Origin of the sequence: Paenibacillus arenilitoris, from assembly GCF_014705655.1 — a bacterium.
GTDB classification, from domain to species: Bacteria; Bacillota; Bacilli; order Paenibacillales; family Paenibacillaceae; genus Pristimantibacillus; species Pristimantibacillus arenilitoris.
Genome location: NZ_JACXIY010000023.1, coordinates 124,197 through 137,232 on the forward strand (window position 1 = coordinate 124,197; position 13,036 = coordinate 137,232).

At 57.4% G+C, this 13,036-nt stretch carries 16 protein-coding genes and 1 pseudogene; 5 read left to right on the forward strand and 12 right to left on the reverse strand.

Going from position 1 to position 13,036, the window contains the following annotated elements:
- Positions 1–54: 54 nt before the first annotated feature.
- The 8 genes from IDH41_RS19490 to IDH41_RS19525 all read right to left on the reverse strand — a co-directional run bounded on the left by IDH41_RS19490 (position 55) and on the right by IDH41_RS19525 (position 5,688).
- The gene (locus IDH41_RS19490) at positions 55–288 is read right to left on the reverse strand and encodes an acyl carrier protein (RefSeq protein ID WP_190863978.1); all 234 of its coding nucleotides are present in this window, start codon (positions 286–288) and stop codon (positions 55–57) included.
- A 90-nt stretch (positions 289–378) separates the two neighbouring features.
- On the reverse strand, positions 379–1,128 hold the full coding sequence (gene fabG, locus IDH41_RS19495) for a 3-oxoacyl-[acyl-carrier-protein] reductase (protein WP_190863980.1): 750 nt from the start codon (positions 1,126–1,128) through the stop codon (positions 379–381).
- A 30-nt stretch (positions 1,129–1,158) separates the two neighbouring features.
- Positions 1,159–2,082 (reverse strand): ACP S-malonyltransferase, encoded by a 924-nt coding sequence (fabD, locus tag IDH41_RS19500; protein WP_190863982.1) that lies wholly within the window; start codon positions 2,080–2,082, stop codon positions 1,159–1,161.
- Positions 2,083–2,116: 34 nt separating this feature from the next.
- On the reverse strand, positions 2,117–3,103 hold the full coding sequence (locus tag IDH41_RS19505) for a beta-ketoacyl-ACP synthase III (protein ID WP_190863984.1): 987 nt from the start codon (positions 3,101–3,103) through the stop codon (positions 2,117–2,119).
- 9 nt (positions 3,104–3,112) lie between these two features.
- A complete protein-coding gene (plsX, locus tag IDH41_RS19510) occupies positions 3,113–4,102 on the reverse strand; it encodes a phosphate acyltransferase PlsX (protein WP_190863985.1) in 990 nt (329 codons plus the stop codon).
- Positions 4,086–4,682, reverse strand: coding sequence for a transcription factor FapR (gene fapR, locus IDH41_RS19515; RefSeq protein ID WP_190863987.1), 597 nt, complete (start codon positions 4,680–4,682; stop codon positions 4,086–4,088). Before fapR ends, plsX begins: the two co-directional genes overlap by 17 nt.
- A 271-nt stretch (positions 4,683–4,953) precedes the next feature.
- On the reverse strand, positions 4,954–5,127 hold the full coding sequence (rpmF, locus tag IDH41_RS19520; protein WP_190863989.1) for a 50S ribosomal protein L32: 174 nt from the start codon (positions 5,125–5,127) through the stop codon (positions 4,954–4,956).
- A 39-nt stretch (positions 5,128–5,166) separates the two neighbouring features.
- Positions 5,167–5,688, reverse strand: a complete 522-nt coding sequence (locus IDH41_RS19525) for a YceD family protein (protein WP_190863991.1) — start codon at positions 5,686–5,688, stop codon at positions 5,167–5,169.
- A 158-nt stretch (positions 5,689–5,846) separates the two neighbouring features.
- On the opposite strand from IDH41_RS19525, the gene IDH41_RS19530 reads away from it, so the two are divergent.
- Positions 5,847–7,094, forward strand: a complete 1,248-nt coding sequence (locus tag IDH41_RS19530) for a nucleotidyltransferase (RefSeq protein ID WP_190863993.1) — start codon at positions 5,847–5,849, stop codon at positions 7,092–7,094.
- Between the two features lie 19 nt (positions 7,095–7,113).
- On the opposite strand, the gene IDH41_RS19535 is transcribed toward IDH41_RS19530, so the two are convergent.
- Positions 7,114–8,175: a S16 family serine protease gene (locus tag IDH41_RS19535; RefSeq protein WP_190863994.1), complete on the reverse strand. Its 1,062-nt coding sequence runs from the start codon at positions 8,173–8,175 to the stop codon at positions 7,114–7,116.
- A 183-nt stretch (positions 8,176–8,358) separates the two neighbouring features.
- Between IDH41_RS19535 and IDH41_RS19540 the strand changes: the two genes are divergently transcribed.
- Positions 8,359–9,579, forward strand: a complete 1,221-nt coding sequence (locus IDH41_RS19540) for a nucleoside recognition domain-containing protein (protein WP_190863996.1) — start codon at positions 8,359–8,361, stop codon at positions 9,577–9,579.
- A 19-nt stretch (positions 9,580–9,598) separates the two neighbouring features.
- Here IDH41_RS19540 and coaD read toward each other — a convergent pair whose 3' ends face one another.
- The 3 genes and pseudogenes from coaD to IDH41_RS31485 all read right to left on the reverse strand — a co-directional run.
- The gene (gene coaD, locus IDH41_RS19545; protein WP_190863997.1) at positions 9,599–10,102 is read right to left on the reverse strand and encodes a pantetheine-phosphate adenylyltransferase; all 504 of its coding nucleotides are present in this window, start codon (positions 10,100–10,102) and stop codon (positions 9,599–9,601) included.
- The gene (rsmD, locus tag IDH41_RS19550) at positions 10,089–10,682 is read right to left on the reverse strand and encodes a 16S rRNA (guanine(966)-N(2))-methyltransferase RsmD (RefSeq protein WP_190863999.1); all 594 of its coding nucleotides are present in this window, start codon (positions 10,680–10,682) and stop codon (positions 10,089–10,091) included. The genes coaD and rsmD overlap by 14 nt, the downstream gene beginning before the upstream one ends.
- A 335-nt stretch (positions 10,683–11,017) precedes the next feature.
- A pseudogene (locus IDH41_RS31485) lies at positions 11,018–11,125 on the reverse strand (Y-family DNA polymerase); the annotation flags it as partial.
- Between the two features lie 306 nt (positions 11,126–11,431).
- Here IDH41_RS31485 and IDH41_RS19555 point away from each other — a divergent pair.
- From IDH41_RS19555 to IDH41_RS19565, 3 genes are all read left to right on the forward strand, one after another.
- Complete coding sequence (locus IDH41_RS19555; protein WP_190864000.1) at positions 11,432–11,818, forward strand: type II toxin-antitoxin system HicB family antitoxin; 387 nt, start codon at positions 11,432–11,434, stop codon at positions 11,816–11,818.
- Positions 11,819–11,885: 67 nt separating this feature from the next.
- Entirely contained in the window at positions 11,886–12,077 is a 192-nt protein-coding gene (locus tag IDH41_RS19560; protein WP_190864002.1) for a hypothetical protein, read from the forward strand.
- Between the two features lie 563 nt (positions 12,078–12,640).
- Positions 12,641–12,826, forward strand: a complete 186-nt coding sequence (locus IDH41_RS19565) for a hypothetical protein (RefSeq protein ID WP_190864004.1) — start codon at positions 12,641–12,643, stop codon at positions 12,824–12,826.
- The last annotated feature ends 210 nt before the right edge of the window (positions 12,827–13,036 follow it).

A 13,036-nucleotide genomic window follows, 5' to 3' on the forward strand; every position in this document is an offset into this window, starting at 1 on the left:
GAAAATCGTCCGGATGGAGAGAAGTCCCGTCGGCTAGAACGGGACTTGTCCTTCTTACGTATGAGATTGTATGTATTTAACTACTTCTCCCACAGTGGTGATTGTCTCTGCATCTTCATCAGAAATTTCCATATCGAACTCGTCTTCCAGCTCCATGACCAATTCAACGACATCAAGAGAGTCAGCGCCGAGGTCATCTTTAAAAGAAGCTTCAAGTGTTACTTCCGCTTCGTCCACGCCGAGACGGTCGATGACGATACGTTTTACGCGTTCTACTACGTCGGACATCCGGTTCACCTCCTCCATGGTATTATACGAGAATTAAAGATAAAATGCCATACGCAACCGTTTTAATTCCAAGCCGCGGAATTTATGGCATTACATGTACATGCCGCCGTCCACGTGGATCGTCTGGCCTGTCATGTATGCCGCGGCGTCCGAAGCCAGGAAGCGGACCGCGCTTGCGATATCGGAAGGATCTCCGAGACGGGCGAGCGGAATTTGGCCGGACAGGCTCTGCCGCATTTCTTCCGGCAGCTTGTCCGTCATTTCGGTCTGAATAAAGCCCGGCGCGACGCAGTTCACCGTTATGCCGCGCGAAGCAAGCTCGCGCGCGCTGGCCTTCGTCAGGCCGATGACGCCGGCCTTCGCGGCGACGTAGTTGGCCTGCCCCGGATTTCCGAGCACGCCAACGACAGAAGAAATATTGATGATTCGGCCCGAGCGCTGCTTCATCATCGTGCGGGTAACCGCCTTGATCCCGTTGAACACGCCCTTCAGGTTCGTCTCGATGACCTGGTCGAACTCTTCTTCCTTCATGCGCATAATTAAATTATCTCTTGTAATGCCCGCGTTATTCACCAAAATATCGAGCGACCCGAATTGATCGACGACTTCCTTCGCCATCGCTTCGAACTCGTCCGCCTTGCCGACGTTCGCTTTCAGAACGATCGCGCGTCTTCCGAGCGCCTCGACGGCCTGCGCCGTCTCCGCCGCGGCCGCTTCGCCGCCGGAATAATTAATGGCCACGTCCGCGCCCGCTTCCGCCAAGGCGATCGCGATCGCCCTGCCGATGCCGCGCGACGCCCCGGTTACGAGCGCCTTCTTCCCTTCCAGGCTGGCAAACATCGTCATTCCTCCCATTCACGTATAGGTTGCTTACAGCGCCTCAAGCGCGGAGTAGCTGTTCACCGACAGAACGCGCGCGTTTTTGTCGATCTTCTTGATCAAGCCGGCAAGCACCGTCCCCGATCCGATCTCCACGAACGTATCCACGCCCTGCTCGATCAAATACCGGACGCTGTCCTCCCACAAGACGGGCGAATACACCTGCTCGACCAGCAGCCCGCGAATATCGTCCGCCTTCGTCGCCGGCCGCGCCGTCACGTTCGCGATGACGGGTACCGACGCGTCATGCAGCGCAAGCGAAGCCAGTACGCTTTGAAGCTGCTCGGCGGCAGGCTTCATGAGCGAAGAGTGGAACGGACCGCTCACCTCGAGCGGAATGACCCGCTTCGCGCCCGCCTCGTCCTTGCCGCGCTCGACGATCGTCTGCACGCCTGCGGCCGTGCCGGAGACGACGATCTGCCCCGGGCAATTGACGTTCGCGAGCTCGACGGCCGAACCGCCTTCCGTCACCCGGGCGCATAGCGCCGCCAGCGCCTCGCGCTCCGCGCCGAGCACCGCAGCCATGGCGCCCTGCCCGCTCGGCACCGCCTGCTCCATGAACTGGCCGCGCGCGCGGACGGTGCGGACGGCGTCCTCGAACGAGATCGCCCCAGCCGCCACGAGCGCACTGTATTCGCCCAGGCTGTGCCCCGCGACGAAGTCGGGCTTCAAGCCGCGACCCTCGAGCGCTTCGAGCAGCGCGACGCTAACGGTCAGCAGCGCGGGCTGCGTGTTCGCCGTCTGCTTCAGCGACTCCTCCGGCCCCTCGAAGATGATGCGGCCGAGCCCGAATCCGAGCGCCTCGTCCGCCTTCTCGAAGACGCCGCGAGAGCGTTCCGACGCTTCGTAGGCATCTCTGCCCATGCCGACCGCCTGCGCCCCTTGCCCCGGAAAAACAAATGCAGTCTTGCTCAAGTAAGCTTCCTCCTTTATACCATTCGCGATAAAATTACCAAATGAGTACCGACGCGCCCCATGTCAATCCGCCGCCGAAGCCGACGAGCACGATGCAGTCGCCTTCCTTCAAGCGTCCCTGCTCGGCCGCTTCCGACAGCGCGACCGGAATGGAGGCGGCCGACATATTGCCGTACTTGTCCAGGTTGATCATCGCTTTGTCTTCGGATAGATTCAAGCGGTTCATCGCCGATTGGATGATGCGGATGTTCGCCTGGTGCGGAACGAGCAGGTCGATGTCGTTCTTATCGAGCCCGGCCTTCAGCAAGGCGTCTTCCGCCGCGCTGCCCATAATGCGTACCGCGAACTTGAATACGTCGTTGCCCGCCATATGGATGTAATGCTGCTTGCTTTGCACGCTTTCCTCCGATGCCGGCACGCGGGAGCCGCCGCCGTGCACCTTAAGCAGTTCGCCTCCGCCGCCGTCCGCGCCGAGCTCGAACGACCGGAAGCCCCTGCCTTCCGGAACTTGGCCGAGCACGACGGCGCCCGCCCCGTCCCCGAACAGGATGCAGGTGTTGCGGTCCGTGTAATCGGTAATGCGGGAGAGCGTTTCGGCCCCGACGACGAGCACATGCTTGTACATGCCGGTCGCGATCATGTTCGAGCCGGTCGCAAGCCCATAAATGAAGCCAGAGCAAGCCGCGGACAAATCGAACGCCGCCGCCTTCTTCGCGCCGAGCTTGTCCTGAATCAGGCATGCGGTCGACGGAAACGACATATCCGGCGTGATCGTGGCCACGATGATCAGATCGATGTCCTCTGCTGTCAAACCGGCTGCTTCGAGCGCTCTCACGGACGCTTCGTAGGCGAGGTCGGAGGTCGCTTGCGCGGATGAAGCGAGCCTGCGTTCCTTAATCCCCGTCCGGGTGACGATCCATTCGTCGTTCGTTTCGACCATCTGCTCCAGCTCTTGATTCGTTAAAATGCGTTCGGGGACATATTTGCCCGCTCCGATAATGCCGACAGGATGTAAACTCATTTCGCACACTCACTTCCCGTTGATTTCAGCTGCGATCGATTCGATCAATTGACCCTGGATCGCAATGCGCGCTTGACGAACCGCGTTTTTCACGGCGACGACGTCCGACGAGCCGTGACATTTCACGACAAGCCCGTTCAAGCCGAGCAGCGGCGCGCCGCCATGCTCTTTATAATCCATTTTTTTCTTCAGCGTTCGCAGCTTCGGCAGCATGATCGCCGCCGCGAGTTTGGTCAGGAGCGATTGGCCGAAGGCATCCTTGAGCGACGAGAAAATCGTTCCGGCCGCGCCTTCCATCGCCTTGAGCATGATGTTGCCGGCAAAGCCGTCGCAGACGAGCACGTCGCAATTGCGCGTCAGCACGTCCCGGGCTTCGACGTTCCCGATAAAATGAATCGGGGCTTGCTCGAGCAGATCGAAGGCTTCCTTCGTAATCTCGTTCCCCTTCTTCGCTTCCGTCCCGACGTTCAGCAGGCCGACGCGAGGCTTCTCGAGCCCGTGCACCTTCGCGCGGTATATGCTTCCCATAATCGCGTACTGAAGCAAATGCTCCGCCTTCGCGTCCATATTGGCGCCCAGGTCGAGCGCAAGCACGCCGACGTCGTCCATCGTCGGCATCATGGGCGCGAGCGCCGGGCGCTCGATGCCCTCCATTCTGCCCACGACGAGAAGGCCCGTCGCCATCAGCGCGCCCGTATTGCCCGCCGACAGCATCGCGTCCGCCTGATTCTCGCGCACGAGCTGGCCGGCCACGACCATCGAAGCCCCTTTCTTGCGGCGAACGGCCCTGACCGGCTCGTCGTCCGCTCCGATAACCTCATCCGCGTGACAGATCGTCACATTGGCGGGCTTCGCCCCCTTCATAAGCGGCTCGATCGCCGCCGTATCGCCGACTAGCAGCAGCTCCGTATCCGGCCACTGCGCCGCCGCCTCCAGCGCTCCCTGCACGATCAAGCCCGGGGCATGATCCCCTCCCATTGCGTCAATCGCGATCCGCATGTCCGTCTCCTCCTCCACTGCCATTGTCTCCAGCGGACCGATAAATAACGAAATTTCCTTGGAACACCATCTCGTCGCCCACGTACGTAAAGAGCTCGACCTTCGCTTTGCTCCGCTCTCCGGATATCGACCTCACGTAAGCTTTGGCGATGCATTTCTCCCCCAGCTTCACGGGCCGGATAAACCGGATGTCCGCCGTTACGGTAAGCGCGATTTCATCGTCAATGACGGCGACCGCGAGCGAGTTCGCCTGGGCGAACACATGATGCCCCCGCGCGATGCCCGTCCGGGAGAACACGTGCTCCTCCCGGATTTCGAACACCGATATCCCGCTTTTGTCGAGTTCCAAATCGACGATATCCCCGATCACCTCGTGCAGCGGAAGCGACCGGACGGAATCGTAGGAACGCTCCGCCATCAGCTTGAGCCGCTCCCGGAGCTCCGGAATGCCGAGCTCCATCCGGTCCAGCCGGATCGTCTGAATGCTTACCTTGAGCTGGCGCGTAAGCTCCCGGTCCGTAATAAAAGGATTTTCTTCAATTAGCCGGGCAAGCTGCTGATGCCGCTGCCGTTTTGGCATTCGTTCGATGTTCGGCACCACCTTTTACAGTATAGTGACTGTCGGACTATTTTAACCCCCGCAGGGGCGGCCTGAGCCTTCTTCACGGATAGTATATGTATATCCCCTAATATTATCACCTGGTACTAATCAAGTATATAGAAAAATAGGCCGGAGCGCAACGCGGCTCGTCCAACCTTTGGCGAAATCGCATCGCCGCCTTCTCCGGTTGCCGCCGGCATAAAAATAGCACCTCATCGCCCGATGAAGTGCTATTGATGAAACCGTCCCATTATTGCGAGATGATCTCTTTTGTTTTGTAATATCCGCACACTTTGCATACGCGGTGAGCCATCTTGAGCTCTCCGCATTGCTCGCATTTCACCAAGCCCGGTACTGCAAGCTTAAAATGCGTGCGACGTTTGTCGCGGCGAGTTTTGGATGTTCTACGTTGAGGTACTGCCATGTTTCCCACCTCCTTCAAAAAATCAATCGGCGCGATTGCCTATTCCTTAAACAGATCCTTGAGCGCCGCGAAACGGACATCCACCTTCGCCGTGTCGCAGCCGCATGAGTGCTCATTTAAGTTTTGCCCGCAATTCGGGCAGAGGCCGCTGCAGTCCGCGCTGCAAAGCGGAGCGTACGGCATGTACAGCTGAACCGCTTCTTCCATGTAAGGCTTCAAGTCCAACTTGTCCGCGTCCACCTCGATAAATTCGCTAAGTTCTTCTTCGGTGTACTCGTCGCTCTCGATATCGGCCGCGGCGGGCTTGAACTTCTCGGAGAACGGGATGACGACATGCTCGCGCACCGGCTCGAGGCAACGGGAGCAGGCAAGCTCCAGATCGATGGACAATTCGCCGTCGGCTTCGACGAAGCCTTCGTGCCCGGCAATCCGGAGAGATACGTGCAGCGGTCCCGTGCGGTAAACATCTTGGCGACCCTTGAATAGGCCGCCGACGTCCAGTTGTTCGTCGACATTCGTTCTGAGACGTTTGGACATCGCTTCTTGCATATGAAACTGCATCAGATCACCCCAAACAAACAAAGATTATTATATCTATCCGCCTACCGTTTTGTCAACATTTTCACATGTTTTCCTTTTAGCCGAAGCGGCCGATGAAGGATGCCCCGCCTTGTGCTATAGTAGAACAGCCAACATTTTACATAGAGGGGATGGAGCTTATGCGAACCGTCGGGCTCATCGTCGAATATAACCCGTTTCATAACGGGCATCTCTATCATTTGCGGCAATCGCGCAAAATAACGGAAGCGGAGGCCGTCGTCGCGGTCATGAGCGGCCATTTTCTCCAGCGCGGCGAGCCCGCCCTGCTGGACAAGTGGACGAGGACGAGAATGGCGCTCGCCGGCGGCTGCGATCTCGTCATCGAGCTGCCCTGTGCGTACGCCACGCAAGCCGCGGAATGGTTCGCCTTCGGCGCCGTCTCGCTGCTCGAGGCGACCGGCGTCGTGGACGCCTTCTGCTTCGGCACGGAGAGCGGCGAGCTCGCCCCCCTGTTGCAGGCGGCCGAGCTGACGGCGAAGGAGTCGCCCGAATTCAAAGCGATCCTGAAGCGGCGGCTGCAGGACGGCGGCAGCTACCCGGGCGCCTATAGCGCGGCCGTATCCGACTATTTGGCGGAGCGGGGACATGCCTCTGCCGCTAATTTCCCATTCGCGATGCCAAATCATACATTGGGCCTGCATTATTTGATCGCGCTGAACCGGATCGGCGGCACGATGAAGCCTTATACGATCGCGCGGGAGAAGGCGCAATATAACCAGACGACCGCGACCGACAGCCGGATCGCGAGCGCGACCGCGATCCGGAAGATGCTGCTCGAGGAGCGGACCCTCGAAGCGGCCGGTCCGTACGTGCCGGAGTCGACGTACCGGTTCCTTCGCGAGGAGTGGCTGGCCGGGCGCTGCCCGGTAAGCTGGGACAATTACGCCCGCCCCCTTCTGCACGCGATCGTCACCCGTTCGGCGGAGCAGCTCGCGGAGCTGCGCGAGCTCAACGAAGGACTCGAGCATCGGATCCGGAATGCGCTTCCGAAGCTGGACGGCTTGCGGTTCGAAGAGCTTCTTGAAGCATTGAAGACCAAGCGCTACACGCGAACGAAGCTGCAGCGCGCCCTCCTCTCCGTCCTCCTTGGGCACGCCAAAGCCGATTTCACGGCCGAGAAGCTTGCAGCCGGCGTCGAGTACATAAGGGTGCTCGGCTTTACCGGAAAGGGCAGGCAGCTGCTGCGCCGCATGCGCGATGCCGCGGCATTGCCCGTCCTTCTAAGCGCGGCCAGGCCGCCGCGTCCTTATCCTTACCTCGAGCTGGACGTGAGGGCCACCGGCGCTTACATGCTCGATCTGCCCGGAGGCGGCGCCGCGCCGGCCTTGTTCCGGGACTTTACGGACAAGCCGGTTGCGATGCCATGAAGCAAGATACGGCATCCGTTTAAGATAGGCGGTTTTCCGCCATGTTGAATGCCTCGATCCGATCCAGCGCCTGCTCGAGCGTATCGACGGCCTCCACCTTCATGGAAGCGCCAATCGACTTCGCCGTCGTCCGCGCTTCCGCCGCGTTGTCCGCAGGCGCCAGGAACAGCTGCGCGCCTTCCTCGCTTGCCTTGACAATCTTCTGCTTGATGCCGCCGATCGCCCCGATCTTTCCTTCCGCCGTTATCGTCCCCGTGGCCGCGATCGTTCGGCCGCCGGACAAATCTCCTTCGGTCAATAAATCGATCGCTTGGAGCGCGAATACGAGCCCCGCGGAAGGGCCGCCAATCTCGCCGGCCGCGATCGTCAGGCGATTGCGCCCGTCCGCCGGCTCCAGGCTGCGAAGCTCGGTCAGCGCGAAGATGCCGAGCGCCTTCAGCTTCTGCTCCGCGTCCATCGAAGCCTGGAACGCTCCCGCGTAGATCGGAACGGATTGGACCTCGCCGCCGCGCTCCACGTCGAACGCCGTTTTGGCCGACTTATCGAGTCCTTCGAGCGCGGCGAGCACGTCATCCGTCGACGCGAACCGCTTGCCGCCGCTAAGTCCCAGCAGCTTGTCTCCCGACTTGAACGTTTTCACCAGCGCCTGATCGCCGCTCGCAACGTCCGATACGACGATCGACCGGACCTTCGTCTTATAGGGCAATTTCGCGTAACGGTAGGCGGCTTCGACCGCGTTGTTTTGCGAGCCTTCCATAATAACCGATAATCGGTCGACGTATTGCTGCTCGGTATAGCCCCGGAACACGTCCCGCTTCGAATAAACGTCCTTGCTCCGGTCCCACATCGCTCGGACGGCGCCGAGAAAATTCGGCTCCGTCAGCTTGACCGCGGTCAGCAGGAAGTCGCCCTCTCCGAGCGGATCGCCGTCCTCGGCGGCAATCATCGGACGGACCGGAACGGCGATGCCCGGTTCGTAGACGACGTACGGCGTCGGGGCGTACAGCAGAACCCACATCGCCGCTGCCGTCGAAAGCGCAATAAGAAAGATGCGGCGCACCTCGGACAGTTTCGATCGCATGATTTCCCCCTCTCTTCAACCCGAAAAAAACAAATGAAGGTTATGCGGCATGGTTGCCGATCAAGGCTAGGCGGACGGACGAGCAGGTCTATCCGCAGCCGCGCGAGCGTACTATTAAACGTACGGTTGTCCTTCCTTTCTTATTACCTATCCGCTCGCGCGGAATCAAGGAGTTGAGCGGCTTTGGCCAAAACGGTAATGCTTGCAATCCTGTCGATCCTGCTTGTCGCGGCGATCATCCTTCAGCCGGACGCCGCCTTTCAATCTTCGCTGCAGGGGCTGACCGTATGGTGGGACATCGTATTCCCCGGCTTGCTGCCGTTCCTCGTCCTGTTTGAATTGATCTCCGCCTTCGGGCTTGCTCACGCGATCGGCACGCTGCTGCAGCCGGCCATGTGCCGCCTGTTCAAGCTCCCCGGCGAAGCCGCGTTATGCGTCGTCCTCGGCTGGCTGGGGGGCTATCCTTCCGGCGCGGAAGCGGCCGCCTCACTCCGCAAGCGAAAGCTCGTCACAAAACAACAGGGCCAGCGACTGCTAGCCCTTGCACATATGCCGAATCCGTTATTCATGCTCGTCGTCGTCGGCGCCGGATTCATGCATAAGCCGGTTGCCGGCATCCTCATTGCGGCGGCCGTCTGGCTGTCCGCGCTCTGGCTTACGGTCGCGGTCGCGCTGCTCAGCCGGGAGAGGCTTGAGAAGGAATCCCCGGCCCCGGACTCCGGCCCGCGGCCCGGATTGCTGGCGCGGGCCGCCGAAGCGCTCAGAATCGGAAGGGAACAGGACGGCCGCAGCTTCGGCAAAACGCTTGGCGACGCCGTATCGGCCAGCGTCCAGAAGCTGATGATGATCGGCGGCTTCATGATCTTCGCCGCCGTGCTCGCCAAATTGTCCGAGCCGGCCGTCGGTCCGCTGTTGAACGGCGCCGGACTCGGCTTCCTCGCCCAAGCCTTCTTCGAGGGCCATCTCGGCGCCTACGCCGCCGCCGTATGGGACGCGCCCGGCGCCGGCACGCTCTTCAACTTCGCCGTCATTGCGGCCGTGCTCGCTTGGAGCGGGCTAAGCGGCGTTTTGCAGGCAGGGTATGCGATCTCGGGCACCGATCTGAAGCTGCTGCCGTTCCTCGCGGCCAGAGCCGTCCATGCGGCGCATGCTTTCGTATTCATGGTGCTGCTCTGGGAGCCCGTTACGAGGCTGCTTCGCGCGCTGCTTCCTCCCGGCGCGGCGCCGGCCTTTCGACCGGACGGCTCCTTCGATTCCGGTACGGTCGCGTCCTTCGCCTGGAAGGCCGGCGATCTTCCCGCGCTATGGCCGTATTCGATCGCCCTTTGCACCGCGCTCGCCCTGGCGGGCCTCTTCGTCGCCGTTCTGCTGCTGCCTTTTCGCCGAACGACCGACTCCGTATAGGAACAGGCCTATGAAGCCGCTACGCGCGCGCTTTGTATTTCTCTCTCAAGCGCTGCTCGACGACCGGCGGCACCAGCTCGTGCACGGCACCGTTAAACTGCGCGATTTCCTTCACGATGCTGGAGCTCAAATACGAATACTTCGGATTCGTCATCATGAACATCGTATCGATCTCGTCGTCGAGCAGATGATTCGTGGACGCGAGCTGCAGCTCGTATTCGAAATCCGTAACGGAGCGAATGCCCCGGATGATGACGTTGGCCTGCTTCGACTTCATGAAGCGGACGAGCAAGTCGCGGAAGCTGTCGATCTCCACGTTCGGTATGCCGCCCGTCACCTCGGTAAGCAATTCCTTTCTTTCCTCGACCGTGAACAGCGGATTTTTGCTCGTATTGTTCAGGACGGCTACGATTAGCCGGTCGAATTGCTTCGCGGATCGGTTAATAATGTCCAGATGTCCGTACGTAACCGGATCGAAAGTACCCGGATATACGGCGATTCGCTCTTGTTTATTCGTTGACATCTGCCCCACTCCCGTCGCTGCTGTCTTCGTTATCGTATGTATAGATGGAAACGGCGGTGTCGCCGTATCGGGCATGCTTGATTTGCGTAAAATCGCCCAGCGCCTCCGCGTAACGATGTGCCGCGTCATGCTCCACGACAATGACGGCGTTCGGCTCAAGCAGCCCGTTCTCCGCGAGCTGGACCATGACTTCGTCCATCGTCGTCATTTTGTACGGGGGATCAAGAAAAACAAGCCGAAACCGTTGTTCCCTCTTCGCTAGCGCTTTCAGTGCACGCTCCGCGTCGTTGCGGTAAATTTCCGCGGCGCTTTCCATCTTGGCCGACTGCACGTTTTGGCGAATGACGTCGACGCTGATTTTGTCCCGGTCGACGAACACCGTCCTCTCCACGCCGCGGCTCCAAGCCTCGATGCCGAGCCCGCCCGTCCCCGCGAACAGGTCCAGCGCCATGCCTCCGTCGAAATAAGGTCCGATCATGCTGAAAATGGCTTCCTTCACCTTATCCGTGGTCGGCCTCGTATTCATGCCGGGCACAGCCTTCAGCGCGCGGCCCTTGGCCTCGCCCGCAATGACTCTCACTGCAATTGCCCCCTTCACACTCATTCCCGCCTATCGTACCATACATCGGCTTTATTAATAAAGCCGATCGTTGTCGAATAACACCGCCGAAACGGACGCCTCGACGAGGCAGAAAATATTTATGCCGCGCACAGGTATATTTCGCCTTAAAGCGGACATGATACAATTATCGGCGTCGCAAGATGCCGTAGACAACCGCGGAGAAGACTTACGTTTCCCCATAAGCTCTTCGTCCGGTTTCTCCTCTCCCATGAAAAGGGCGTCCCGAAAGGGGCGCCCGATTTTTTTGTGGAAAGCTTATATATCAAGGTTTTTTCCTCATTGTAGATTTCCACACCTGCCACAACGAGCGGTTTATCTTTGTACTCGGGACGATCCGCCTTTTCCGCCGACGCATAAAACGATTGACAATCCGCAAGCATGATAACTCTGTTATGAGACATGTTGTTTCACCGGCTCTACGTCTATAATTTGATCGACATTAAAAACTCGCGGGGCATGGGTTGTGTGTGAACGATACGGCCAATGTATTTGTTGATCATGACCATCATTCCAATAAGAACGTTTGTTCCTATTTTATACAAAACATATGCTCCGTAATCAATCGCATTTTTTTTACATATGAATAAAAAGAAGTATGCCGACACGTATCAATACGTGTTATTATCTGGTTAGGTGGTGAGGGAAGCGTAAACGTTAATTCCCTGCCGTAAAGTTCTTATAAACAATAAATGTAATGGAGGCCTCAATTGAAGAAAGATTATATGTTCCCGGCTGTTCTGGATTTTACAGATAAGCATATCGCAATTATGTTCCCGGACCTTGACGAAGCTCTTTCACAAGCCGAATCCATTGAACAAGCAATGCGCAGGGCTCAAGAAGTTCTTTCAATGACAATTGAAAGCCGATTAGAAGATAATGAAGAAATTCCTGATCCGACGCCTCTGGATAAAATTGAATTAAGCCCTTCTCAAAAGACGATTTTGGTTTATTGCTCATTGAACGTAAAAATCAAATACGACAAAAAGACTTTGACTATCCCCCATGATTTAAATGTAGCTGCTGAAGCAGCAGGATTAAATTTCTCCCAGGTCTTGCAGAAAGCATTGCGAGATGAGTTACTGAAAAATGAATAGAACCAAATTCCCAAGCGCTTGGGAAAATAATAGAATGCCCCGGCCATTTGCTCAGGGGGGGGAGACCATGCTGGCGAGCTTACGCGGGGAGGTGTTGGCCATGAGCGGCCTAAAACGACTGAAGCATTTAGATTATGCTGTATACGGGAACTTGATTGTACCATTACTGATGTTTGATGCCGACGTCTGGTTCCAGATCAACGATGACAGCGATGTAGGAAAATGCCGGATTGAATGCCGCCCGAGAAAAAGGAAATGATACAATAAGAATAAAGCCCGCCGTCCTAATGGATAGCGGGCTTAGTTTATTATAGTTCAGAGATGGTTCCGGATGGCCGCATTACAAGCAAGCCTTGATTCAGCGAATTCGAAACAACCACCTGAATCGCAAACAAGTAGTCCCTCTATTGATCGGGCTCATCATCGTAAATTAACCTTTCCGCAAACAGATATTAACGGTTTCTAATCTACCTTAATGTTTTCTAATTGGAATTACGCCGCCTAATTAAGTACCATGTTTACATAACCTTTGTTTTTGCTCCTCTAAAGCGGTTGGCAAACTGCTCCGGAGGGGCTTTTTTTTGTAATTGGATGCTGCCTGAGCTAAGATTCAGGTCGGCAACCGATCCTTGTCAATTATTTCTCCGCTCTTGAATGAAGAACAAATGTTCGCATATAATAAGAGTATCAATGCAAAGGACGGTGTTCGAATGTCGAACAAACAGCGCAAAACAATCGAGGAAAACGAGTCGCGGTCTTCCGGCCGCATGACGCTTCCTGAACGTGAACGGTTCGCGATTCGGGATTTAGAGGGTGCATCCGTTGAATATTGATCGTCAAAAGTTAGTCGAACATTTGCAGAAGAAGGATACCGAATTAAGCCAAAGCATCGACGTTCACGGAGGCGTGGACGAGGATATCGTCCTTATGCGGTTTGCGAAGCGGATCATTCTCACGCAGCTGCTCAACGATCTGGACAACGGCAAGTTCGATATCGAAACGAATTAACCGATGAGTACGCTCCCCTGCCCACTCCGCATCCAAGCTCCGCCGACCGTATTGGCCAGCAGAGCTTTTTCCTCTTTTCAAACGAACGCCCGGACGGAATCTATCAAATGGAATAGCTTATATCACTTGAGTCTTGCAAAAATATTGCCGTCAAATCGTGTTACTTAAACTCAGAAGCTTAGAACCTTTGTCGGAGAGAGGAACAGAAGA

Bases quoted from the DNA above. Each gene is read 5' to 3' on its own strand.
- IDH41_RS19490 (WP_190863978.1), bottom strand. From the start codon at position 288: ATGTCCGACGTAGTAGAACGCGTAAAACGTATCGTCATCGACCGTCTC.
- fabG (WP_190863980.1), bottom strand. From the start codon at position 1,128: ATGTTTGCCAGCCTGGAAGGGAAGAAGGCGCTCGTAACCGGGGCGTCG.
- IDH41_RS19505 (WP_190863984.1), bottom strand. From the start codon at position 3,103: ATGAGTTTACATCCTGTCGGCATTATCGGAGCGGGCAAATATGTCCCC.
- plsX (WP_190863985.1), bottom strand. From the start codon at position 4,102: ATGCGGATCGCGATTGACGCAATGGGAGGGGATCATGCCCCGGGCTTG.
- fapR (WP_190863987.1), bottom strand. From the start codon at position 4,682: ATGCCAAAACGGCAGCGGCATCAGCAGCTTGCCCGGCTAATTGAAGAA.
- rpmF (WP_190863989.1), bottom strand. From the start codon at position 5,127: ATGGCAGTACCTCAACGTAGAACATCCAAAACTCGCCGCGACAAACGT.
- IDH41_RS19525 (WP_190863991.1), bottom strand. From the start codon at position 5,688: ATGCAGTTTCATATGCAAGAAGCGATGTCCAAACGTCTCAGAACGAAT.
- IDH41_RS19530 (WP_190863993.1), top strand. From the start codon at position 5,847: ATGCGAACCGTCGGGCTCATCGTCGAATATAACCCGTTTCATAACGGG.
- IDH41_RS19535 (WP_190863994.1), bottom strand. From the start codon at position 8,175: ATGCGATCGAAACTGTCCGAGGTGCGCCGCATCTTTCTTATTGCGCTT.
- coaD (WP_190863997.1), bottom strand. From the start codon at position 10,102: ATGTCAACGAATAAACAAGAGCGAATCGCCGTATATCCGGGTACTTTC.
- IDH41_RS19560 (WP_190864002.1), top strand. From the start codon at position 11,886: ATGCTGGCGAGCTTACGCGGGGAGGTGTTGGCCATGAGCGGCCTAAAA.